This is a genomic window from Neobacillus vireti (assembly GCF_036962345.1).
Taxonomy (GTDB): domain Bacteria; phylum Bacillota; class Bacilli; order Bacillales; family Cytobacillaceae; genus Neobacillus; species Neobacillus vireti_A.
Window position 1 is genome coordinate 293441 of the sequence record NZ_JBALNB010000012.1, and the last position, 24585, is coordinate 318025.

At 39.0% G+C, this 24585-nt stretch carries 22 protein-coding genes; 7 read left to right on the top strand and 15 right to left on the bottom strand.

Annotated features, from left to right (window positions below; translation table 11 throughout):
* Nucleotides 1–47: 47 nt before the first annotated feature.
* Nucleotides 48–2192, bottom strand: coding sequence for an ABC transporter permease subunit (locus V7108_RS15855; protein WP_335568808.1), 2145 nt, complete (start codon nucleotides 2190–2192; stop codon nucleotides 48–50).
* A gap of 219 nt (nucleotides 2193–2411) precedes the next feature.
* Here V7108_RS15855 and galE point away from each other — a divergent pair, with 219 nt between their 5' ends.
* Together galE and V7108_RS15865 are read left to right on the top strand one after the other, a co-directional pair.
* The gene (gene galE, locus V7108_RS15860) at nucleotides 2412–3383 is read left to right on the top strand and encodes a UDP-glucose 4-epimerase GalE (RefSeq protein WP_335568809.1); all 972 of its coding nucleotides are present in this window, start codon (nucleotides 2412–2414) and stop codon (nucleotides 3381–3383) included.
* Nucleotides 3384–3597: 214 nt separating this feature from the next.
* Complete coding sequence (locus V7108_RS15865) at nucleotides 3598–5703, top strand: sensor domain-containing protein (protein WP_335568810.1); 2106 nt, start codon at nucleotides 3598–3600, stop codon at nucleotides 5701–5703.
* Nucleotides 5704–5740: 37 nt separating this feature from the next.
* Here V7108_RS15865 and V7108_RS15870 read toward each other — a convergent pair whose 3' ends face one another.
* Nucleotides 5741–6220, bottom strand: coding sequence for a GNAT family N-acetyltransferase (locus V7108_RS15870; RefSeq protein WP_335518125.1), 480 nt, complete (start codon nucleotides 6218–6220; stop codon nucleotides 5741–5743).
* A 66-nt stretch (nucleotides 6221–6286) separates the two neighbouring features.
* The gene (locus V7108_RS15875; protein WP_335568811.1) at nucleotides 6287–7006 is read right to left on the bottom strand and encodes a metallophosphoesterase family protein; all 720 of its coding nucleotides are present in this window, start codon (nucleotides 7004–7006) and stop codon (nucleotides 6287–6289) included.
* A 140-nt stretch (nucleotides 7007–7146) separates the two neighbouring features.
* Between V7108_RS15875 and purU the strand changes: the two genes are divergently transcribed.
* Nucleotides 7147–8046, top strand: coding sequence for a formyltetrahydrofolate deformylase (purU, locus tag V7108_RS15880; protein ID WP_335568812.1), 900 nt, complete (start codon nucleotides 7147–7149; stop codon nucleotides 8044–8046).
* A gap of 60 nt (nucleotides 8047–8106) precedes the next feature.
* Here the strand turns inward: purU and V7108_RS15885 are convergent, their stop codons facing one another.
* Complete coding sequence (locus V7108_RS15885) at nucleotides 8107–8883, bottom strand: CPBP family intramembrane glutamic endopeptidase (RefSeq protein WP_335568813.1); 777 nt, start codon at nucleotides 8881–8883, stop codon at nucleotides 8107–8109.
* Between the two features lie 188 nt (nucleotides 8884–9071).
* Between V7108_RS15885 and V7108_RS15890 the strand changes: the two genes are divergently transcribed.
* Entirely contained in the window at nucleotides 9072–10256 is a 1185-nt protein-coding gene (locus tag V7108_RS15890; RefSeq protein WP_335568814.1) for a sensor histidine kinase, read from the top strand.
* A gap of 1 nt (nucleotide 10257) precedes the next feature.
* Nucleotides 10258–10914, top strand: a complete 657-nt coding sequence (locus V7108_RS15895; protein WP_335568815.1) for a response regulator transcription factor — start codon at nucleotides 10258–10260, stop codon at nucleotides 10912–10914.
* A gap of 155 nt (nucleotides 10915–11069) precedes the next feature.
* Here V7108_RS15895 and V7108_RS15900 read toward each other — a convergent pair whose 3' ends face one another.
* From V7108_RS15900 to V7108_RS15915, 4 genes are all read right to left on the bottom strand, one after another.
* Nucleotides 11070–12065 (bottom strand): NAD-dependent epimerase, encoded by a 996-nt coding sequence (locus V7108_RS15900; protein WP_335568816.1) that lies wholly within the window; start codon nucleotides 12063–12065, stop codon nucleotides 11070–11072.
* Entirely contained in the window at nucleotides 12062–13510 is a 1449-nt protein-coding gene (locus tag V7108_RS15905) for a hypothetical protein (RefSeq protein WP_335568817.1), read from the bottom strand. The genes V7108_RS15900 and V7108_RS15905 overlap by 4 nt, the downstream gene beginning before the upstream one ends.
* A complete protein-coding gene (locus tag V7108_RS15910; RefSeq protein WP_335568818.1) occupies nucleotides 13507–14571 on the bottom strand; it encodes a glycosyltransferase in 1065 nt (354 codons plus the stop codon). The genes V7108_RS15905 and V7108_RS15910 overlap by 4 nt, the downstream gene beginning before the upstream one ends.
* A gap of 166 nt (nucleotides 14572–14737) precedes the next feature.
* Nucleotides 14738–15337, bottom strand: a complete 600-nt coding sequence (locus V7108_RS15915; RefSeq protein WP_335514723.1) for an NADPH-dependent FMN reductase — start codon at nucleotides 15335–15337, stop codon at nucleotides 14738–14740.
* A 265-nt stretch (nucleotides 15338–15602) separates the two neighbouring features.
* On the opposite strand from V7108_RS15915, the gene V7108_RS15920 reads away from it, so the two are divergent.
* Both V7108_RS15920 and V7108_RS15925 read left to right on the top strand, forming a co-directional pair.
* Entirely contained in the window at nucleotides 15603–15773 is a 171-nt protein-coding gene (locus V7108_RS15920; RefSeq protein ID WP_335568819.1) for a hypothetical protein, read from the top strand.
* A gap of 135 nt (nucleotides 15774–15908) precedes the next feature.
* Complete coding sequence (locus V7108_RS15925) at nucleotides 15909–16244, top strand: zinc ribbon domain-containing protein YjdM (protein WP_335516561.1); 336 nt, start codon at nucleotides 15909–15911, stop codon at nucleotides 16242–16244.
* A 64-nt stretch (nucleotides 16245–16308) separates the two neighbouring features.
* On the opposite strand, the gene V7108_RS15930 is transcribed toward V7108_RS15925, so the two are convergent.
* From V7108_RS15930 to V7108_RS15960, 7 genes are all read right to left on the bottom strand, one after another.
* Nucleotides 16309–17289 (bottom strand): glycerophosphodiester phosphodiesterase family protein, encoded by a 981-nt coding sequence (locus tag V7108_RS15930; RefSeq protein ID WP_335516558.1) that lies wholly within the window; start codon nucleotides 17287–17289, stop codon nucleotides 16309–16311.
* A gap of 182 nt (nucleotides 17290–17471) precedes the next feature.
* Nucleotides 17472–17702, bottom strand: coding sequence for a hypothetical protein (locus V7108_RS15935; protein ID WP_335516555.1), 231 nt, complete (start codon nucleotides 17700–17702; stop codon nucleotides 17472–17474).
* Between the two features lie 163 nt (nucleotides 17703–17865).
* Entirely contained in the window at nucleotides 17866–20256 is a 2391-nt protein-coding gene (locus V7108_RS15940; protein ID WP_335516552.1) for a DUF4084 domain-containing protein, read from the bottom strand.
* Between the two features lie 286 nt (nucleotides 20257–20542).
* Nucleotides 20543–21196 (bottom strand): MOSC domain-containing protein, encoded by a 654-nt coding sequence (locus V7108_RS15945; protein WP_335516548.1) that lies wholly within the window; start codon nucleotides 21194–21196, stop codon nucleotides 20543–20545.
* Between the two features lie 89 nt (nucleotides 21197–21285).
* The gene (locus V7108_RS15950; protein ID WP_335516545.1) at nucleotides 21286–22515 is read right to left on the bottom strand and encodes an ATP-binding protein; all 1230 of its coding nucleotides are present in this window, start codon (nucleotides 22513–22515) and stop codon (nucleotides 21286–21288) included.
* A 130-nt stretch (nucleotides 22516–22645) separates the two neighbouring features.
* Nucleotides 22646–23440, bottom strand: a complete 795-nt coding sequence (locus tag V7108_RS15955; RefSeq protein ID WP_335516543.1) for an SPOR domain-containing protein — start codon at nucleotides 23438–23440, stop codon at nucleotides 22646–22648.
* Nucleotides 23441–23558: 118 nt separating this feature from the next.
* A complete protein-coding gene (locus tag V7108_RS15960) occupies nucleotides 23559–24467 on the bottom strand; it encodes a DMT family transporter (RefSeq protein WP_335516541.1) in 909 nt (302 codons plus the stop codon).
* Between the last annotated feature and the right edge of the window lie 118 nt (nucleotides 24468–24585).

Consider the following 24585-nt stretch of genomic DNA (forward strand, 5'->3'; position numbering starts at 1 on the left):
TATAAAAATATTCCCCGTACAGAAATGAGTGTACGGGGCATTTTTTTCTACATCCCTTGTTCAAAACCTCGTTTAAACCGTGGTTTTTTCCCTCGGTCAATCCTCCGAGCAACATCAGGTTCATCAAGACCTTCATTGTTTCCAATTACTTTAAAACTATCCTTCGAAATTTGATAGGAAGGAACTTCACTTGTGTTTATAGCCTTTTTCTTACGAGCTTTTGGAAGTTTATATAACACGCCAACCTTCACTTGCTGCATTTCTTTCACTCCCTGGATAATCAGTTGCATCGCAAAGATCGCCAGCATGAAGGCAGCTAAAATCCATAGGTACCAGTAACGGCCTGAAGCGATGGTAGTTCTCCCTAATTCACCAATTAATCCTGACCATTCATGGGTTATCGAAGTGGGCGGATCTGCCCCCATCGGGTCATAGCTAAGCTTTGTCCCGCCAAAGAAAAATTTAAAAATCCCTAAATGAATAAAGATTAATAATACTTGGATAAATTGAGTTCCCAATAAAATCGTTAACCGCGCCCCGATATGCGGGAAGATATGGCGCCAGAAGAGATGAAATTTGCTGCCGCCTAAAACACGCGCACTGGCGATAAATTCATAGTCTAGTACTCGCTTGATCTCTTTACCTAGTAAAACGGTTGTTAACGGAACGACCAATATAGTTAAGATAAACATCTCTAGTAAAATACGTTCGGTAAGGGTATAGGTGAATTCATAGCCAAAACCGGTAAATGCCGGCATTAATATTGGTGCAAGTAAGATGTAAGCAACCAAACTAAGCGGCAGAAAATGGATAGAATCTACGAGCTTTCCAAGCCATTGCTGCGTGCGGGGACCTAGGTGAAACGCATAAAAGATTCCAAACAAAAGGCCTCCAAGAACCCGCAATAAGGCAATTAACAAAGCAAAAATCAACGTATACTTCGCACCAATCACTAACTGGTCAAAGAGGCTGAACCCTAATTTGTCAGAACCAAAGAAAAAAGGCTTTGTTGGTGCATGCGGTGCCGCACCAAGTAGTTTTACGCCGTCTTCTGAGTAATAAAGCCGGACTTGATCCACATGATTATCGGTCGTAACCGAATAAATCAGACTATAGCTGATGGCTACTATAAAAAATAAGGCTCCAAGGGCAAACTTCCAATTTTTCATGTGTCTGGTAAATAAAAAGAGGAACAGCATGACCGGACGAAATGGTGATATTTTTCGAAGATTAATTGTTTTAAAAGAATATGCAATATTTCCAGTGGTTCTCTTTGTCCATGCCAGCACATTTTGCAATCGCCAATTTTTCCACCAGGAGGTTCGTCGTGTCTCATAGGATAACGGTTGTTCTTCATTTTGCCACATATCAATCAATTGAAATAAGAAGTAGAATGGTGTAAAAATAAGGGCAAGTGTAACGAATACAGTGATTGGTTGGAAGTTATCAAGTAAGTAATGCGTCAGTCCGTGGACATTGAATACTCGTTCGATAATAAATTGACTAGAAAGGGTTCCCCAAATAATAATCTTCATGTGGTGAAATGAAATGGGCATGATATTTTTTATTATATGCCTTACTAAAATATTAAACTTGTCTATTCCTTTACTTTTTGCGAAGGTGACATACACCTTTAAAAACTCTTCCTCAATCATGAGCAGCAGAAGTTTAAACATGGATACAAGGGGCAGGATCGACAATGTAACAATAGGTGCAAAATAAGCTTTTTCTTTAAAACTGGCCACGCTAAATAAATCAACGCCAAATGACTTAAAGATAAAAATAGATAATACTTGTAAAAGGGTGGCGACAATTAAGTCTGGTACTGACTCCAATACATCAAGCAGCTTTTTAATCGGATTCAACACCATGTTTGGCAGGAAGGGGGATCCTAGTGCCAGGAGTATCGCTACGATAAAACCTAATGACAGGGCACCTACTAAAATTTGCATCGAGTAAATAAATGCCGGCCCCATAATCTCCATCATGGGAGCACCGCCTGATTTTGAAACTTCCATTTTATAGATCCATGATTCAGGCTTAAACAAGTCTTTGCCGAATGAGAGTAATTGTTCGAAGTATCCTGGCGAATCTGGAACTTCTCTTGTAGAAAAATATTGTGGAAAAATACTTACGCAAAAGATGGAAAGAATCCCTAGTAAGTAATATGTAATTAAGTTAAGAATCCTCATAATCTCCCCCTGTTTAATTTCTCTTTAGATTACTACATTTATATAATAGAAAAGTGCCGATTAAAAGAAATTATATTCTAAATATTCCTCCCTTTCAACTTGCTATTTTCCAATTTTTTCTATGCGTAGATTCGACGTAATTGAGGTTTCTTACGTTTCAATAAATTTGTGATAAAATAAAAAGAGCGAAAAATTTTTCTGACATAAGGAGTAATGAATATGATTCTTGTCGTTGGCGGTGCTGGTTATATCGGCAGTCATCTTGTGATGGAGTTAGTGGATAAGGAAGACGTTATTGTATTAGATAATTTAACGACGGGTCATCGTGAAGCGATTGATGATAGGGCGATTTTTGTTAAGGGTGATCTTGGAAACGAAGAAGACCTGCAAATGATTTTCTCCAGCTATCCGATCAAGGCTGTTATGCATTTTGCTGCTTTCAGTTTGGTTGGAGAATCAGTGGTTGACCCACTCAAATATTATCAAAATAATGTAGCAGCGACTTTAACTCTATTAAGGGTGATGATGAAAAACAATGTAAAAAACTTTATTTTCTCATCTACTGCTGCAACATATGGAATACCAAATGTTGAGATTATCGATGAACAAACGGTAACATCACCGATTAACCCGTATGGCCATTCTAAATTGATGATTGAACAAATGCTTGCTGACTTTTCAAAAGCTTATGGTTTGCGCTATGTGGTTCTTCGTTATTTTAATGCGGCAGGTGCCCATAAATCTTCTAGGATTGGGGAAAGCCATGATCCAGAAACGCATTTAATTCCGATTATCCTGCAGCAGCTGTTGGGGCAGCGTGAAAAGGTAAGTGTTTTCGGATCAGATTATGATACACCAGATGGAACATGTATCCGGGATTACATCCATGTTACGGATTTAGCCAGCGCGCATATCCTTGCGCTGGATGCATTATTAACTGAGAAGAAAAATACAGAAATCTATAATTTAGGAAATGGACTTGGTTACTCGGTAAAAGAGGTCATAGAGACGTGTGAGAGAGTAACTGGGGTGAATGCAAAGGTTGAAATGGCCGACCGTCGTGCAGGGGATCCGGCTAGGCTCGTCGCTTCATCGCAAAAGATCTATAGCGAATTGGGCTGGAAAGCGGAGCGAAACTTAGAACAAATTATTGCTGATGCATGGAAATGGCATAAAAATCAACAGTATTAATTGAAAACCTTGTCTACAGAAGTAGGCAGGGTTTTTGACTATTATTCAAATTCTTTTTAAAAAATATGGCGAATTATTCATTGAACAAACCGAAAAAAATGTCTGATTTTGTTGATATCTATCACAGCTAATTCTTTGAATTTAGTATATGGTCACCTTAGTAGGAAAGATGGAAAAGTGGTTGAATCTCAGTGTCCTGGAAAGGAGTTTTCTTTTGAGAAATGAGATCAAAAAATCAGACTTAAATTCTTTTATTAAGGTTTGTAAGCCTTTACTTTTTGGCGTTCCATATCCTTGTTATGTAATGGATTTGGAGGGTAGTATTGTTTATTCGAATGAAGCAGTTCAAGAATTAACAGGTTATAAAAGACATCGTAATGATCATCGGAATTTTGTCTCGGTTTTAGAAGAAGAGGAGATTGATCGGACGATTAGGCATATTAATGCTGTTCTTAAAGGAGAAAGGTTGAGCTTCCAAACGAAGCTAAGACATCGTAACGGTCATAAATTGGCGGTAGATATTCTATCCATTCCTATTGAAGTAGATGGAATGATTCTTGGTATATGCGGCTATATTACAGATGTAAATCATGAAAATCCTCTAATATCTCCGCCCATGCGCAGTAATTGGGACAATATCTTTACGAGTATCGAAATCTGCTTGTGGTCTCTGGATGCGAAAACCATGGAGACGATTACGATGTCACCCGTTTGTGAGACCATTTTTGGCTACCACGAAGAGGAGTTTTTAAGAGAACCAGGTTTGTGGGAAGCACTTATCCTGCCGGATGATAAAAAAGGTGCATGCAAGCATATGGAGCTGGCCAGGAAAGGAAAGTCCTCGCTGCATGAGTACCGCATTGTTACCAAGAGCGGTGAGCAAAAATGGATGTCTGATTTTATTGTTCCGATTATTTCTGATTATTCCTATGAACCTTTTAGAATGGACCGGATTATCGTAGATATTACGAAGCGGAAAAAGGCAGAGGAAAAGTTAACGTATCTAGCTTTTCACGACTCCTTAACCGGTCTGCCAAACAGACGGAAGCTGGATCATGAGCTCCAAAAAGCGTTGACTGATGCAAAGGAAAACCAAAAACTGGTAGGAGTCATATTCTTGGATCTTGATCGATTTAAATATATCAATGACTCCCTTGGTCATAAAATGGGAGATAAGGTGTTACAGGTTATCGCAGAACGGTTGAGGGGCAGTGTGAGGAATGATGATGTTATTTCACGTCAAGGCGGGGATGAGTTTGTCATTTTGCTTAAAAATCTGGCAACGAAAGAGGCACTTCAGGAGACCGCGGCGAGAATTAACGGAGTCATCGCTAAACCTATTATGCTGCTCGGAAATGAATATGTACTGAGTGCAAGTATTGGGATGAGCATTTTCCCTGATCATGGATATGACGCAGAAGGATTAGTTCAGAAGGCGGACCATGCTATGTATCTTGCAAAAGAAAGCGGCGTGGGAATTCAGCCCTATGAAACGGGAATGACCACCAGTCTTTCACGTAAGCTGTTACTTGAACAATATCTTCATAAAGCTATAGAAAAGAATGAATTATACTTAGATTACCAACCGATTGTCGATGTTTACGGTAAACAAGTGATTGGGTTGGAAGCACTCCTTCGCTGGAAACATCCTGTTTTGGGGGCCATACCACCAGGAGAATTTATTCAAATTGCAGAAGAGTCCGATCTCATCATTAAATTAGGCAATTGGGTGTTGGAAACTGCATGTAAGCAGCGTAAACAATGGCTGGATATGAATTTGCCTCCTTTTTATGTATCAATAAATGTGCCCGCCAGGCAAATTAATCTTGAGTCTTTCTTAGATAGTGTTAAAGACGCGTTGGAGCGCTATCAGCTGCCGCCTAATCTACTAAAGATTGAAATTACAGAAAGAACGGCCATGACCAATGTCCAGAAAACCTTAAATACGATAAAAGAATTACAGGATATAGGCGTTGATCTCATTCTTGATGATTTTGGTGTCGGCTATTCTTCGATTAGTTACCTTGTTCAGTATCCGTTTAATACCATTAAAATTGATAAATCCTTTATTGACGGATTAAATAATAAAAATCAGCGATCGATATGCCGAACATTAGTGGCAATGGGAAAAAATCTAGGGATGAATGTGGTGGCTGAGGGCGTGGAAGAAATCGAGCAATATCAGTTTTTATGCAGTATTGGCTGTCATAATATGCAAGGCTACTATTTTAGCAGGCCGACGAGTGTTGAGTTAATAAAAACATTGTTTAATCAAGAACAGGAGGAGCTGCAAGGGAAATTTCAGTACTTGCTCGTATAAAAAAATGGCCGTTAACAGAATTGTCGACGGCCATTCCTTATGCTGTGAAATTTTTAACCATTGTAATAAAAGGGGTTGACCCTCTAGTAAACTTCACTTTTTTTATAAATCCAAGTTTTGTATAAAGATGAATAGCCCGTTTGTTAAATGATGCGACGGTTAAACGCAGGGATTCATCTTTAAAGGTTTCTTGAATATAGGAAAGAATAAACGTGAAGAATTCAGCACCAAAACCTTGACCAGTTAGGGCAGGATTCATGCCGATTCCAATATCATTCATATCCTCCAAATAGGCACCTACTGTGGAGCCGTATGGCACTCGGGCAGCACTTCCAACACAAAAGAAGCCAACCAATTCATTGCATTGATTTACCACGGCATAATAAGGGGCATCTAGTAATTCTTTAAGAGATTCAGCGCTTTCCTCATTATTATAAAAATCATAAGGTGCTTCATACTTCCACGTTAAGATTTGCTTTGCATATTCCTCATTCATATTCTTTACAAGTAACTTCATTTTTCCATTCTCCTATTAAGTAAAGTCAAAGCAAACACCTGCAATTATAGTCAGCAGCGTTTTTCCCTAAATTCTTGCACTTCGAATCACGTTACTCATCATTTCGGCATTTGGGTAATTACCTTCGTTATAGAGTGTGATGACACGTTCGCGGTCATAACTGACCCTTCTAATCGATGTCGTTACATGACCATCCGCGATTTCCACTAGTCCATAGGATGACTTTGTTAGTCCATCAAATGGCAACCCTACACTGCCGATATTCATAATTATTTTGCCATTTAGATACCGAATATAGGGCTTGTGGATATGTGCATAAACATAGATTTGGGCATTGGCTTCCTGCATTAAACTCGTTTCAATTTGGTTGTCATCTGCGTTGGGCGTTATAACATCAAATAAACTTGTTGGAGTTGCGTGGAAGGCAGAGATTTCAACGTCCTCAATGGTAAAGTTTAAGTGAGTGGGCAAATTCTCTAAATAACGAATGTCAGCTGGTTCTAGCTTCTGAACAATCCATTCTCGTTCAAGGTTCATTAATGCCAATGCTTTATCGGGGACTTCCCCCTCACGAACACCGCGCACTACCCATTCATCGGCATTTCCTTTAATTACCTCTGTATGTAAAGAGCGGACTAAATCAAGGGAGCGTTTCGGCTCCGGCCCACGGTAACAAATATCTCCTAGCACATAAATCTTATCAATCCCTAGATTTTCGATATCTTTGAGAACACCCTCCAGTGCAATGGCATTGCCATGAATATCAGAAATGAAAGCAATCTTCATATCGCAAAACCTCCTTATTAAAAAAAATTTTACCATTATTCTCTTGTGAAATCGAATTTGTGAAATTTTTTGAAAAGTCTTCGCTTAAATGGGCTGTCTGCTGTATAATCTTTTCTAATAATAATAGAGGAGATAGAACAATGAATTCATATATAAAGGACCAAATACAATCTTTTCAGCAGGTAAATCAAAACCGCGGCCGTCTGCTTGTGAGCTGCCCAGACCAGCCTGGTATTGTTTCAGCCATCTCAAACTTTTTGTTTTCTTATCAAGCGAATATCATTGAATCCAGCCAGTATTCAACCAACCCAGAAGGTGGAATATTTTTTATCCGGATTGAATTTGAATGCCCGGGATTAAAGGAAAAGGCGAAGGATATGGAAGGGCAGTTTGCGGCTATTGCTGAGCAGTTCTCGATGGTTTGGAAATTAACTCATGTGTATCAAGTGAAAAAGGCTGCTATCTTTGTATCAAAGGAACTTCACTGTCTGCTCGAGCTGTTATGGGAATGGCAAAGCGGGGATTTAATGGCGGATATTGCCCTTGTAATCAGTAATCATGAGGAAGCAAGAGATGCCGTTGAAAGCTTGAACATTCCGTTTTATTATATTCCAGCAAATAAAGATATTCGTGCCCAGGTAGAAGCCCAGCAGCTTCAATTATTAAAAGACTATGAGATTGATTTGGTGATATTGGCCCGCTATATGCAAATTTTAACGTCTGATTTTGTGGCTGCGAATCCAAACAAAATCATTAATATTCATCATTCCTTTTTACCTGCTTTTGTCGGGGCAAGACCCTATGAACGAGCACATGCCCGTGGTGTAAAACTAATTGGGGCAACCTCCCATTATGTAACCAATGACCTTGATGAAGGTCCGATTATTGAACAGGATATTGCCCGCGTTGGTCATCATGATGATGTTGACAATTTGAAAAAAATTGGACGCAGAATAGAAAGAAGTGTTTTGGCACGGGCAGTAAAGTGGCATATTGAAGATCGGATTATTGTCCACGAAAATAAAACAATTGTTTTCTAATAATTGGTTTGTTTAAAGAAGAGGATGACTCCATTTTTGAGTCATCCTCTTTCTTATAGACTACCTAGTCGATGTGCTGGCAAATTTAATCTGGTGCTGGTTTGTTTTTGACGTTTTTAATAAATATAGCGAGTATAGGAAAAATACTAAGTTGAGTAAAAGGAAAATACTTAACCATTGAATTGAATATTCTGTGCTATGCACGCCGTATGCTCCTGTTGCCCCATACTCTATCGCATCCAAAACAAAGTGGAAGGCGATGGCCGGGAGTAAGCTTTTATTTGCTAAAACCATTGCTGTTAATGCCATACCAGCGAAAAATGTCCATCCAAATTGGAATAGTCCGTATGTTAGATCACCGCCGACAAAGATATTACCAAGGTGTGAAATTCCAAATAATAGCGATGGAACAATGACCGCGAATGCCTTTCCAAATGGTAAAATAGTTCGGAGTAGAATTCCTCTGAATAGTATTTCTTCATTAACCGCAACGCCTGTAGCTGCAATAAGTAAGAGTGGAATATGCCCCAAGGTAGAATTAAAGCCCAAATAGAATGCCAATGTAATTGGGATAATTAGAGTTGGTAACCAAACATACCAATCTTTAAGAGAAGATGGCTTGGTTAAACCAATCTCTTTGTAAATTTTTACCCATTTCACTACCAAGATAACGCAAGTTGCATAAATCAGCATGATTAACCAGCCTAAATCCTTCTCGATTGTAAGTGCTGGATTAATAGATTGAATCCCCTTTACTGCAAACATTCCGATTAATCCTCTGCCAATCATAACTACAAGAAACAGCACCAAACCATGTCGATATAAAAAATTCTTCATTTTTATTTCCCCTTTTTTCTTCAATTTGTATCCTCATTATCTACGAGAAGCGGTCATACCTAAAAGTGAACTTCGTCATAAGGGGGTCATATGACTTTTTATGACCTCAGGATTTATTGCAAAAGGTGAAAGGGAATTGTGTGTGGAATATAGTATAGATAAAATTCATAAAAATGAAGGTGCTCTATATGCTGCCAATTCGAAATGAAACTCATTGGGTATATAAAACGGCGCAAATTACAAGAATCGGCTGGTTCGTTTTTCATTTATTGTTCATGGCTATATTTCTAGCCTCGCGGCCGTTCTTTTGGCTGATTCTGCCTTTGTTTTTTGCAGCGTTCCTTATTCCACAGTGGTCTGGATATAAGGTGGATAGTTTAGCTGTTAAAAACTATCCTTTACTAGAATTAATATTTAGCGGATTGTTCTTAATTGTCGGCTGCTATTTATTAGGAGAGTATTCATCTTTCTTGGCCTATCCTGCACTCTGTGCCGGAATTTACAGCAAGCCTGGTTCGGTGCGATGGCTTCTTTGGTCGGGATTTTCCGTTGTTCCATTTCTGGCCGTACTGGCAGTCGGATTAGATCATTTAGGTTTGGGTGTTATTGATGGATTCTTCTTTTTTGGTATCGGTATTTCTGTAGCGAAAGTCATTGAAGCGGAGAAGAAAACTCAGTTACTTCTAGAAGAAAACCGGAGGCAAAATCAACTTTTAGAGGAATATGCCAAGCAGATTGAAAAAGTCACTTTATTGGAGGAAAGAAACCGGCTGGCACGAGATCTTCATGATACGGTTGGGCACACCTTTACCTCCGTCATTATGGGGCTTGATGCCGCATCGTTTTTAATGAAAACATCCCCGGAACAAGCGCAGGAACAAGTGAATATGTTAAGCGATGTGATGAGAAAATCATTAGGAGAAATTAGAACGCAAATTCATCAGATTTCGCCGAGTGAAGATAGAGAGGAATTATCTTCCCAGTTGAAAAAGATTGCCGATGATTTTGCGCTTCATACGAAAACAGTGATTCATTTTGAGCATTCAGGACCAAAAGAAATGAGTATATCCTCTCAAGGAACTATTACCCTGATTCGCTGTCTTCAAGAGTCATTAACCAATGCTATTCGTCATGGGCATGCAAATGAAATTGTGATAACGCTAAAGGAAGAGCCCGAAAAGGTAATCCTGACAATTAAAGATAATGGCAAGGGAATGAGTGATATAAAATATGGATTTGGTCTTAGCGGAATGAAAGAGCGCCTGGAATCGCTCCAAGGAAATATACACATAAAGTCGAGTACAAATGAGGGGACGGTTGTGAGTTGTTTTTTACCTGTAATGGTAAACCGTTTGAGGGAGGAGCTTACTTAGGATGATAAAAGTGTTAATTGTGGATGACCAAGAGCTGATTACCGCGAGCCTTGCTATTGTACTCGGTGGGGAAGCAGACTTTGAGATCGTCGGTACAGCTGAAAACGGAAAAAGAGCCATTGATTCAACGGAAATGCTTTCTCCTGATGTAGTGCTGATGGATATACATATGCCGCTCATGAATGGAGTAGAGGCAACGGCTTATATAAAAAGGGAATTTCCTAGTGTTAAGGTGATGATTTTAACAACATTTGAGGAATTAGGGTATGTCAGAGAGGCGTTGGCTGCGGGAGCAGAGGGATATTTATTAAAAGCCATTCATCCTAAGGATCTTGCAGCAGGAATTAGACTTGTTCATCACGGTGGAACACTGATTACCCAGGAGATTGCCAAGCAATTGATAACCCAGTGGATTCAACCCTCTGGAAAAGAAGTAGAGTATAAAAGTAAAAAGAACCATTTTGGACTTACGGAAAGAGAAATTGAGGTTTTAAACGAACTTTCCAATGGTTTATCCAACCGTGAGATAGCAAGGAAGTTTTTCTTAACGGAAGGGACAGTGAAGAATTATATTTCCAATATTTATTCTAAATTAGATGTGACGGGAAGGCATAAAGCAGTGTTTAAGGCAAAAGAGCAAGGAATTATAAAACCTTAAAGTACCTTTCCAAAGAGGAATTCTAGCGAAACAGTTAAGGGCATTTAGAATTTTTTCTATGTGCCCGAACTTTTGTGAAGAAACAATTCGGGTGAAGTAGAAGCCAGCCACTTGCCCGAAACAAAAATCCCCTCTAACAAAGAGGGGATTGCTTTTTAAGAGTTATACTTTTTATACCATTCTACGAACTGACCTAACCCTTTTTCTAATGGGGTTGCAGGAGAGAACCCTGTTGCCTTCTGCAGATCGGTTATATCCGCGTAGGTCTCTTTTACGTCCCCCGGCTGCATTGGAAGGAAGTCAATTTTAGCTTTTTTGCCTATTAGATTCTCTAACGTATTAATAAAATCCATTAATCTAACGGGGTTATGGTTGCCGATATTGTAGATTTTGAAGGGAGCATGACTCGTACTAGGGTCGGGGATTCTGTTTGTGTCAGGTACTGGAGGATGATCGAGCAGTTTGATGATACCTTCGACAATATCATCAATATACGTGAAATCTCTCCGCAAATCGCCATTGTTATAAACGTTAATTGTGTTTCCTTCAATAATATCTTTTGTAAAGGAATAGTAGGCCATATCGGGTCTTCCCCACGGGCCATAGACCGTAAAAAAGCGAAGACCGGTGGTGGGAAGATTGAATAAGTGGCTGTATGTGTGTGCCATTAACTCATTCGACTTTTTTGTAGCTGCATAAATACTTACCGGATGGTCCACAGAGTCTAGGGTAGAGAAGGGGGTTTTTGTATTAGCTCCATAAACGGAACTGGACGATGCGTAGAGTAAGTGCTTCACTTGATGATGTCTGCATGCCTCAAGAATATTTACAAAACCAGCTAAGTTTGAATGAACATAAGATTGTGGATGGGTAAGACTGTACCGGACTCCAGCTTGAGCTGCTAAATGAATCACTATCGGGATTGATTGATTCTTAAAAAGTTTTGCTAATGAATCGTAATCAGCCAAATCAATTTTGTGAAATTGGAACTTTTCATTCCCCTCTACCAATTGTAAACGGCTTTTCTTTAACTCAACATCATAATATTCATTTAGGTTGTCCACACCAATGACATGATAATTGAGATCCAATAACCGTTTGGTAAGATGAAACCCAATGAAACCTGCCGCACCTGTCACTAGAATGTTCATTTTCTCTTACCGGATCCTTTTTTACGGTCGTTCTCATTACCATGCTCTTTGTTTTGTTTGCGATTCTTTTTATCATCGTCTTTTTTGCCGCGGTGGTCCTGATCACGATCCTGCCCTTTTTTATGGTTACGATCCTTCCCATTGTCCTTCCCTTTTTTGCGATCACGATCTTTGTTGCGGTCACGTCCCTTCTTACGATCATATCCCTTTTTATGCTCACGCCCTTTTTTATGGTTTGGCTCTGCTTTTCCTTCAATGTTGATGATTTCTAATTGAGCTTCTTCATCTGTGAGTGGGATCGGTGTTTTTGTCCATTCTGCATGTGTGGCAGGATCAAGAACCTTTACTTGCTCTAGGAAGGCATCAAGGAACCCTCTTTCGTGTAGATTTTGAAATAGCTCTAATGGTCGATTTTGTATTCGAGAGTATGAGTATACATGGTCAACCATTTTAAATCCGCTTTTGGTTACAAACACATGCCGTAATGGCGCATCAATTTGTTTGAATCCTGATTGTTTTTGGGATGTTAAAATCTTTAGTAAAAGTTGTGTCACAACAGGTGGAAGGGTAGTTTGTTTTTTTAGAAAGGTATTTAGGTCAGGTCCGCTTAAATATTCCATGACCACATAATTTTCTCCTGTTTCATAGACCTTTGGAATAAAGGAAAGTTTTTGATGAGATAGGAGAACATCTTTTTCTTGTTTGCAATGCTGCGGTTTCGGATAGATTTTCACGCACCGATTCTCTGAAACCCGATAGACTGCCCCTTGGTGACCTGCTCCAATTAAGGTTTGTGAGATGGCGCTGTCTACTTTTACTCCCTCACCATCTCCTCCCGGATCGACCGGAATATTTCGATAATCCATTTTGTTTTCATTAAAATACCTCTGCCACATTTCATAGGTCTCTGGTTCAAGCTTTTTAACCCAGGATAGGAAGGATTCCTTTAGCAGCATCATATTTAAATCTCGCAATAATTTTAACGGAACGGGGTGAATTCGCTTGAAGGCATTCACGTGGTCAATTAGTTTTAGGTCTTCATTTTTAAGAACAAAAATATGCCTTAGCGGGGCATCAACCATCGTGAATTTTGCTTTTTTCATTTCGCCTAAAATGTGTAAGAGTTTCCTTGCAATAGATTCCGGCATATGGGTGCAATTCCGGAGATATTCCTTTAAGGTAGGAGCATTAAAGTAGTCAATGACGTTATAATTTTCCCCATATTCATAAAGCCGCGGGAAAAAAGGTAAGCTCTTTCCTGCGTTCAATGCTTCCATTTCCATTTTGGCTTGAAGCGGATTGGTGTATATTTTTACACAACGATCCTCTGAAAGTTTAAAGACGGCTCCTTGTGCACCCATTCCGATTAAAGGATAGCTAGTGGGGTTAACAATCTCTAAGGTTTTGATTCCCTTGGTTACTTGAATGGATCTAAAATCTGTCATTTTGATCCCCCTAACAACTCATCATAATAATTGGCTTGAAGTAAGAGCTGCTTTTTCTGGTCAAAGTTCTGCTCTACTTTTTGGCGTGCAGAAAGGACATAGCTTTCCCATTTGTTGCGATTCAGTAACATAAATTCTAATGCCTGCGCTAGATGGTCAACATCGTTTTCCCTTACTAAAATTCCGTCTTTGTTATTGGTGATAATTTCCGGAATACCAGCATGGTTGGTGGTGAGGACGGGAATACCCGTTGCCATCGCCTCTTTTATTGTATTTGGAATTCCTTCCACATCCCCATTTGAAGAAGTTAAGCTGGGTGCACAGAAAAGGTCAGCTTGTGCCATTAATTCAGGGATTTGGCTTTTTGGAACGCGATTTAATAACTGAAAGGACGTGCCTAAATTTAAGTGTGCGGCAAACGATTTAAGCAGACCTTCTAATTCACCGCCGCCAATAATGGTCAATGTGGCCTTTGGAAATTTAGCTTTAATCTTTTTAAATGCCTGCATAAGAACATGGTGACCTTTCTTTTCTACTAATCTTCCAATGGAAATGATGTTTTGTGTGCCTTGGGATGTTCGTGGTTTAAATGGAAAAAGGTCAAGGTCGACACCGCCATATAGAACTCTGATTTTATCAGCTGGACATCCCCAAAGATTAATTCGCTGTGCTAAATACTGACACACAGGGAAAAATTGTTCTCCTTGTTCAAAAAGCATTTTCATGCCGTCTAAATAGCCTAAGGGCTGATTGGCAAGGGTTGCATCTCGTCCGCGGAAACTGGTGACGAGCGGCAGGTTGGTTTCTTCTTTAAAGGGTAGAAGTAAAAGACCTAATTGACCATGGTGTGCGTGGATAAGAGAGACATCATTCTTTCGTACATATTCTTTTGGTGAAAATATTTCACTATAATAGTGAACCTTCTCATTGAGAAGAGGCAGATTAACCATATACTTAGGCTGTCTGACCAAATGGATATAATCATAGCCCGGAATATCGCGAATCTGAGGAATATACTGAGTCGGGTCAACTCTTAAATTCATATGGATAACTTTTGACAATTGCCATTCTCCTTTCAAAAACTTATTATCCTTTAAAAATAAAATATGCAAGTAGAAAGGAGAGGCTTGGACAAATTGGAAAAAACAAAAGAACGCCAGAGTCTGATTTAGACTTTGGCGTTCTTTTGGAAAACCCCTGACTAATATAGCCGAGGGTCAAATTGTTTTATCGGATTGTTTTTAATGCGCCGCTCCAAGCGTTTACTTCGTCAAGCATTGCAGTCATATTTGTTTGGTGTAAATCTGCTGGTTTGAAGACAGATCCGTTTTCAAAGTCTGTGAATAATGACAATGTTGGATGTGTACGAACGTCAGCAACCTTTAACTCACCAAGGATTCCACGTAAGTGTTCAGCGGCACGAGCTCCACCAGTTGAACCATAGCTTACGATACCAGCAGCTTTGTCATTCCAAGCTTCACGTGCGAAATCTAAAGCATTCTTTAATGCACCTGTAATGCTGTGGTTGTATTCTTGAACAACGAATACGAATCCGTCTAAGCTTGCAAGTTTTTGATTCCAAGCAGCGATTCCTGGTTCTGAGCCATCTGTGGTACCTAAGAATGGTAGTTTGTAATCTGCGATATCTACGATTTCATAATCTGCATCTCCGCGTTGGTCAGCGATTCCTTTTACCCATTCGCCTACTTGTGGACTTACACGTCCATCACGTGTGCTTCCTAAAATAATACCGATTTTTAATTTAGTGTTTGTCATTGTTTCTTCCTCCTTAGTTGTTGTACCAAATAATTTGTTTAAAAAACCCATGCTGTGCACCCCTTGTTGTTTTTTATAAATCTATATAGGATTTTTTATTTCCAATTGTTTTGAATTAAAACATCATCAAATAATATATTTTTAATTCGAGATAAATATAATACATATTTCACTTATTGTCAACAAATTGAATTCAGTTTTTTGATTTCGTATGAAAGCTTCATCATTATGTTCATGAGAACCAATATTTATAAAGTGGTCACCATGAAGCCCAAAACATGATGGAGTGGGAGAATGTGGTCCTCATGGGAGGTTCATGAAGCCCAAAAATGGAAGAATGAGAGAATATGGTCCTCATGAGAGGTTCATGAAGCCCAAAAATGGAAGAATGAGAGAATATGGTCCTCATGGGAGGTTTATGAAGCCCAAAAATGGAAGAATGAGAGAATATGGTCCTCATGAGAGGTTCATGAAGCCCAAAAATTGAAAGAGTAAGAGTAAATGGTCTTCATGAATCCATGCTTTTGTCCGAACTGGTGGAACAATACTGTAATAGGTGGAATCTTTATGGGAAATCCACTATACTTGGATGAGATATTTAGGATAGAGGAGGAAAAACAACATGTCTAATTTGCCAAATTGTCCAAAATGTAATTCTGAATATACATATGAAGATGGAAGTCTCTTGATCTGTCCGGAATGCGGTCATGAGTGGAGTTTAGAAGCTGTTGCTGAAGAAGAAGAAAGAGTTATTAAAGATGCAAATGGTAATGTATTAAGCGATGGAGATACGGTAACGGTTATCAAGGACCTTAAAGTAAAGGGAAGCTCATCGACACTAAAACAAGGTACGAAGGTAAAAAATATTCGGCTTGTGGATGGGGATCACAATATTGACTGTAAAATTGATGGTTTTGGTGCCATGAGTTTAAAGTCCGAGTATGTGAAAAAATTATAAAAAAATGGCGCTCCTTTAATAAAGGAGCGCTTTTTAATAGTAAGTACCGAGCACTTCACAGATCTTATTTAAAATTGGGTGCAATTTCATCAATCCGATTGGTCCAAATCCCGCCGTTATAGTCGGCAGGTAGTCTTTCTAAATCCTCTGGTGTATCAAAGCCCTCTGACCAACCGCCATCACCAGCAACCACAATCACTCTCGTATCGACACTGTCCATTCGATTTAAGAATTTATCTGACCAGCCCCATAACCATGGTCCATATTTTTCTGGAATATGCAATTGTGTTTTCTCGCAGGCGGATGGGATATATCCAGTCCAGCCAACAGCGATATAAGGGAGAAGACAGCTTTTTAGTGCCGCCTTCGACATGACGCGGAGGTCTGGAAGTTCTTCTTTTATCGCGGCAATCGGCTGGTCACCACCATAAACAGTGATTTGACTTAATCGGTCTTCTGGCAGTTTAGCGAGTACATCAGCAAGCTGGATTCCTTCCTCAGGGTCATCACTTTTAATATGAATGAGTAATGATTCATCTGGAAAATGGGTTAATACTTCATCCAGTGATGGCATGAGACCCACACCCTTACCGCGAAAAGGATAGGTCTTTCCGTTATCTGCTGTATAACCATAGCCAATATCGAGCTGCTTTAATTCTGCCATCGTGTATTCCTTCGTCGTTCCTTCGGCATTTGTCCGGCATTCCAGCGTCCAGTCATGAAAAACAGCAAATTGCCCATCTTTTGTCGGTTTAATATCCAATTCCACGACATCCGCGCCATTTTCAAAAGCTGCCTCCATGGAAGGAATGGTATTTTCCAGATAAGGATGCTCAGGCGGGTATATTCGCTCTGCTGTACATGTTTCTCCCGTAATGCCCTCCATACTAAACGTTTGTCCAAGTCCGCGGTGTGCGAGAAGCAAAGGATCCCCTTTACGATCCTTTGCAAAAATGGAACTGTTGTTAAGAAAAATAAATAAAGACAGCAAGAGTAGAAATATAAATATTCGTTTAAGTATTTTTTTCAGTTTCGTTTCCTCCATTAGTGAATATTCAAGAAAAATGGCTAATCTAACTGGACTTAAAAAGGCTAACGGGCAGATATCTGCGAGAATCCAAATATATCTGTGTTAAATGAAATATATCTGTTTATATTCAAATATATCTGCGGAAGGCTAAAATATCAAAAAAAATGCTGACTGGAGATACCAATCAGCATTAAAAATTATATTCTCTTTTTTACATCTTCTCGAATAGATTCGATAAGTGTATCTGATAAATTTGCCGGAAGCGATGTTTCTTCCTCAAATACCCAGGAATTAATGATTTCAAGGTCCGCCTTTTTAAACGTAATGCTGTAATCCTTAAAATCGCAGGTAAACTCAGCGGTCACGTATTCCTCACTATCAAAATCATCATCAATGATCATGTTTGTTATTTCATATGTATTCACCATTTAGTCTCCTTTTAACATGCTTTAAAAATAGAGTTTACGAAAAAGAGTGGTTTATACATATTTATGGAAAGTAAATGTCTACCTGTTCTTTTTTGTTCCTTAGTGTGTAGTAGTTTGAAAAGTCTTAGTTTATGTAAGCATTTGGATATTGCTTTTCTTAACGTTAAGAGGTCGTTGTTATTTTGTTATTTTCAACGATGGCACTTAATTGGGTTACGGTTAGCGGTTTGCTATATAGGTCGCCCTGTACCACATCACATTGGAGTTCTTTTAGATAGTGCCACTGTTCAATTGTCTCAATTCCTTCCGCGACCACCGTTAACTCGAGACTATGTGCCAAACGAATAATTGTTTCTACAAAAGCCTTATCCTTTGGGGTTTTAATGATATCCTGATTAAATGGTTTAGGGATTTTCAAAGTGTTAATTGGAAATCTTTTTAGATAAACTAATGAGGAATATCCTGTGCCGAAGTCATCAATGGATATTCTTACCCCTAAATCTCTTAAAGCCTGCATTTTTTTTATGGCTGCTTCTGCATCCGTAAAAGCAACGCCCTCCGTAATTTCCAATTCCAAAAAGCTTGGATTAAATTCTGTTTTCTTTAAAGCATTTACTACCATTCCAACCAGGTCATCATGAAGGAATTGTACAGGGGATAGATTGACAGCAATCTTTAAATGAGTATGTCCTGAATCATGCCATGCTTTTCCCTGCATACAAGCTTGATTGAGTACCCATTCCCCTATTGGGATGATAAGACCGGATTCTTCTGCAACAGGTATAAAATGATTTGGTGAAATCAGTCCTGCTTCCATCGTATTCCACCGTATTAAAGTTTCAACCCCAACTATTTCCCCAGTAATTAAACTTACCTGCGGTTGATAATATAAAACAAATTCATCATTTTTAAGTGCTTTTCGCAGACCATTTTCTAATGCCATTTTTCTTGATATGGTTTTATTCATATCAATAGAAAAGAATTTGTAATTATCCCTTCCTTCTTCCTTCGCACGATACATGGCCATATCCGCATTTTTCATTAACTCTTCTGTATTTTTTCCGTCATTCGGATAAAATGCCACACCGATACTCATTGAGACATGTAATTCCTGCCCCGCTATAGTGATAGGCTTAGCAACAATCGACCGAATGCGTTCAATCAAAGGGATAATATCCTCCTCCGCCCGGATACGATTTAGGAGAATGGTAAATTCATCCCCGCCTTGCCGAGAAATCGTATCAATCTTGCGTACGCTCTTAGCCATTTGAGTAGAAACATGTTTTAAAAGTAAATCGCCAAATTCATGACCAAGTGTATCATTAATGTTTTTAAAACGGTCTAAATCAATGAAGATAACGGCTAGTTTAAAATGATTCCGTTTGGCCTCATCCATTGCCGTTACCAATCGTTCCAAAAACATTCTTCTATTTGGGAGACCGCTTAACACATCGTGGTAGGCCATATGTTTCATTCTTCGGACTGCTGAAAGCAGCTGTCGATTTTTAGAACTAAGTTCCTCCGTTCTTTCCCCGATTTTCAGCTCCAATTCCTCCGTCAAGTCATGGTACTTAGATAACAATGATTGATTTTCTATAGAGGTAGATACATGTCGTACGATTACGAGCAGGATGGCGACAGCTGAACCAATAATTAATCCTTTTGTCTCCTTATTTTGAAAAATCATTACCATAAATAAAAGAAGCACACTTATATAAGGCAATAGTAATGGTAAAGTAATCGATTCTGTTAAAGTATATATCTTATTTTTGTGGGGGGCAGGTTGTTCGCTCCGTTTACTATCCCCAACCGCAAGCGTGCCAGCAATGCCCATTAATAAAAGGGAAAGTGACCATATAGGTTGTAATAGAATTTCAGAAAAAGGTATATTCATTGTGTTTAAATAAAGAAGCATAGAATCCGCTATTACTTGAATGAATAAGCTTAATAGAATAAAAGCAGTAACCTTCATCGGGAAAAAGTTTTTCGAACCTAAATAGAAAATGATTCCACCAAAAAATAGAATCAAATCTCCGATAGGATAGCCTGTAGCTGCAATACTGGAAAAAGTAATTTGAGCGAGAATATCATGAATAATGAAATGCCAGCTAAAAGTAATCGCAACAGTCATAATAATAAAGGTATCCATGATAAGTTTTACAAGGTGCAGGTTTTCATTTTTTAACCGGATTTTGTAAATAAAGGAGAGCAGGTAAAATCCGATTTGGAACATGTAAAGGAGATCAGACCATCCTGGAAATGGTGCCTGATTATGTAAAACATATTCATAATAGCAGCTAGTCAAACCAGCCAATAAATTGCTGAACATACCAAGTGAGAACAAAAGCCAAACAATCTTTTCACGGGATTTCAAACTTTTGTATACGAAATATACAATGATTGATGCAGTGAGTGGGGCTGCTAGTAAAAATATATTCTCGCCAATTGTTTTCACAGCTTGGTCTTTGTGTGGGGAGTAGAGCCATACATAATATCCCAGAGTATGAAAAAGTGTAAAATAAATCATGAACTTTTTTCTGACTAACCAATCCATCCAAGACACTCCTATGATCAATAGATTATCGTCTTATCTCTAATTAACTCGAATAAAGTAAGACTATATTACCATATTATGTATTGAGTAATTGTCGAAAATTGTTATGAATGAGGTATTTTATCCTGAGTTTCCATAAATATCGGTTACAGTGAGGAGAAGAGGGGGTCTTTTTAGGGAATGGTAAAGAAGCTTCTCGACAAAATTTCCTGGAAAATATGAAATAAGTCGAAAACGGCTAGTATATTTCCTAACCGTTTTCGACTTATTTTCTAATAGACCTTCTTCACTTCTGGTGTTTCTCTTTTAAATCAAGGAGGTATTCTTTCCAACTAAATGCTAACTCATCCACACTCAATATTTTTTCGATTTTTTCCATAGAAGGTGGAGATTCATGGAAGTAGAGGTGGTGGATGGAGGAAACGGTGATTTGCTGAGGGTGTGAAACCAGCTTTTTTATCTGGGAATTAGACGTTATTTTTCCTTCCTCCAGTACTCTTAAAAAATACCCAGTATAGCCTGTTTTAATAATCTTTTTTAATAGAAGGTTGTTGTTATTGCGTTTATTAATGGTGGAGCAGGGATACCGACCTTGAGAGACCTGAAGAACAGCCTCACCTATTTGAAAGACATCTCCAATACAAACTTGGTCCTCCATCATACCAGCGACGGTTAGATTTTCTCCGAATGCAGAAGGAGTTAAGGCCTCACCCAATTCACTTTCCCAGTGTGAATAATGTTCAAAAGGGTACACGCAGACGACACGATCAGAACCACCGTGATACTCAGGGTTTGCAACCTGATCGCCATTTATTTCATTATAGGCGACAATAAGCTCATTACAAGGTAATTTCCAGATGCCAGAAACATAGGCTTCATTTTTATAAACTTTGTTATTAGGCAGCCCCTTACTTAAATAAACAATTTCTCTCGAATTCAATTGTTACTTCCCCTCCTTGGTGTTTATTTTACTACAAATCGCTGTAAAAAAAGAAGAAACCCTCTTTTCAAGAAGGCTCCTTCAATTTATTATATAAGGCTAAATACTGGCTGGGTGATCGTTGGCAAAATGATTTCAATGGTGGTGCCCTGATTTATTTCACTAGAAATCATTAATTGACCATTATGGCTTTCAATAATTTTATAACAGGTCATTAGGCCGAGGCCTGTGCCTTTTTCCTTTGTGGTATAAAAGGGTTCACCTAGTGTCGGAATTCGTTCCTTTGGGATACCAATTCCCTGATCGCTAATCTGAATGGAAATCTTTCCTTCGGCCTTTGCCTTTACCTTCACATCTATGTTCCCGCCGTCCGGCATGGCATCGATTGCATTTTTTAAAAGATTTAAAAAGACCTGCTTTAATTGATTTACCTCACAGCTTATTTTGGGCAAGTCACATTCGAATTCAACGAAAATTTGTACATTGTTTAAAATCGACTGAGAATTAATTAAGATGACAACATCTTTGATTAATTCTTTCACATCGCTTTCGGTAAAAACCGCCGCGGTAGGTTTGGCAAGAACAAGAAATTCCCCTACGATGTCATTGATTCGGTCAAGCTCTGACAGCACAATATCATAGTATTCATCTTGATGTTTTTCTGTTTTGAATAATTGAACGAAGCCTTTAATGGAGGTGAGCGGATTACGAATTTCATGTGCGATCCCTGCAGCCATTTGACCGAGAAGAGCTAATTTTTCCGATTTTTGCAGTAATTGTTCGGTCTGTTTTTTTCTTTCTGTGATATCTTTTCCAATTGAAAGGATAGCTTCCCTTCCGCCAAATGTAATGTACATTGAAGAACCTTCATAAATAAATGTAGAACCATCCACTCGTTTAAATTTGTATTCAATATTGGTTAAGGGAAGTTTTTCCTTTTTTACTTGTTTTAGACGTTCGATCAGTCGGTCCTTATATTCTGGAAAAAGATAGTTATAAATAGTGGTTCCAATTAATTCTTCCTTCTGATTTGCCCCTATCATAGTTACGGCTTCCTTATTCACATAGATTACCTTGTTATCTTGGTGAATAATAACGGCCCTTGGCAGTGAATCAATTAGTTGCTTATAACTGTCTTCACTCGCACGGGCTTGTTTCTCATAGAACCGTGCTCGATCGATTTGCCAGCCAACCATCCAAGCAATCCCAGTGAAAATAAGAAAGTCGATTGTAAAAAAACGATCATGTTTCACCAAGGTTTGAAAAGCTGAAAATGAAACAGATATTAATACAAGAGTGATTTGTCCCGATTTATTCATCATTTTCCCTCGTAGTTTTAAGGATTTGCTATTATCATAACACGAAGTTACTGGAAATTAGTAGAAGATTGGCATAATAATAGATAAAAAACAAAGGACAAATGCCCTTTGCTTATTAATCATCTCGGTATTAGGATTCAGCCATTCTTTTATATATGTGTAAGATTGATTGACCATAGGTGGTGCCGGGTACAGCCCATTTTCCGTTTAAAGATGTCCATGTTGGTGCAGATCCTCTATTAACTAAATGAAAGCGTGGATCTGCCAATGGGTATCGGTTTGGCAAGGCTGCTGTTGTTGCGTAAGCATATAAATGCTGAAGATGTGCTCGAACACCTTCCTCTGGCGTAGAGAAGCTAGCACCACGTTCTCCTCTGCCGGTTGCTCCGATTCCAGCAAAATTGTTTTGCCCATTTCTTACGTCACCTGTAAACCGAAAATAGTCTGTTTCAAGCATTGCTTGTGCAAAGGCAACATCACCTCTAATACCGTAATACTCTCCGAAACTTTTATAATACTCTCCTAGCAAAGGGGCATTGGGATTAATACTTCTGACAAAAGCGTTCATTTTTTCAGCAGAGAGTTGGACAGGACCTACTATTGAGGATGGATTTAGGTCAATGGATTGTGGGGCTGTGCTTGGATTTAAGATTGTGCTGCTATTGCTTATGCTAGTACTCGGGATTGTGCTGCTTACAGTATCACTTGTAATAAACGCATTTATTCCTGTTTTAGCCCTAATTTCTGCTACTCTTGCTTCTGCGTTTTCCCTTGTGGAAAAAGCGCCTGCCTGTACTCGAAACCAGGTCGCATCTTGGATATTTGTTGCTGCGATAAAGGATTGGATTTCCTTTGAACGAAGGAAGGCTACTCGTTCCTGGGCATTGTCTCTGGTTTTGAAAGATCCAGCAAATACTTTGTACATCTTCATCTCCTCCATTAATAAGATTTTTCTTTTTATCGTATGAAAAGAAGCGGGAGTGTGTTCGGGAGGATGGTCTAATGCCTGTATATGGAAAGAAAACCCCAGATGGAGGTTTTCTTTATGTCCCACTTTTAACAGTACTCCTAATATGAATCCTTCTTTGCTGCTGCATTAAAAAGAAGAAGACGCCGAGGAGAACGAGCATACCGCCTGCGATTTGCCAGCTGACAAGGTGCTCATCCAGCAAGATAACCGCCAAAATGGTTGCACCAACAGGTTCCCCTAGTATACTCATCGAAATGGTAGTAGCATTCACATAGTTTAACAGCCAGTTATTAATCACATGACTAATAGTCGGAACGGTTGCAAGCAGAAGGAAGATGCCCCACTCCTTGGCCGGGTAGCCGGTGAAAGCAACTGAGGTACTAAGGTTATAAATTGATAGAACAACAGCTGCTATGAAAAACACGCAAAAACTATAAATCCAGTGGGATACTTTTTTCACAATACTTTGGCCAATCAGCAAATAGCCAACGACGGCTATTACACTTAAAAAGGAGAGAATATCCCCAAGGATGGCGTCCGGGCTTAACGCTAAGTCACCCCAGCCAATCATCATTGCGCCAATAATGGCGATTCCCATTGTCATCAAAGCGGCAGCTGTTGTTCGTTCCTTAAATAGGAAGTAACCGCCTAGTAATGAGACAATCGGCTGCAGTGCAAGAATGATTGTCGAACTGGCAACGGTTGTTAATTTTAACGAGCCGAACCAAAGGACAAAATGTAAGGCTAAGAATAGACCAGAAAAAAATAAATACAACCAATCTGTGCTTGTAATTTTTTTAAACTCATCACGGTATTTCCAGACGATGGGCAGCATTAAAAGGCTGGCAAATATCATCCGGTACATGCTTAAAATCGAAGCAGGTGCATCGGACCATTTTACAAAAATGGCTGAAAAGGATATGGCAATAATTGAAATAATAAGCGGCAGGACAATCGATTTGGAATGATCTTGTTGTAGCATCTTTCTTTATCCTCTTTTCTCGGTGAAGTTTCCATGAATGATTTTACCACAATTATTGGTTTGTGGTTAGCAATGAAAAAAACGCCAACCCATGTATGTGAGGGGGTTGACGTTTTTT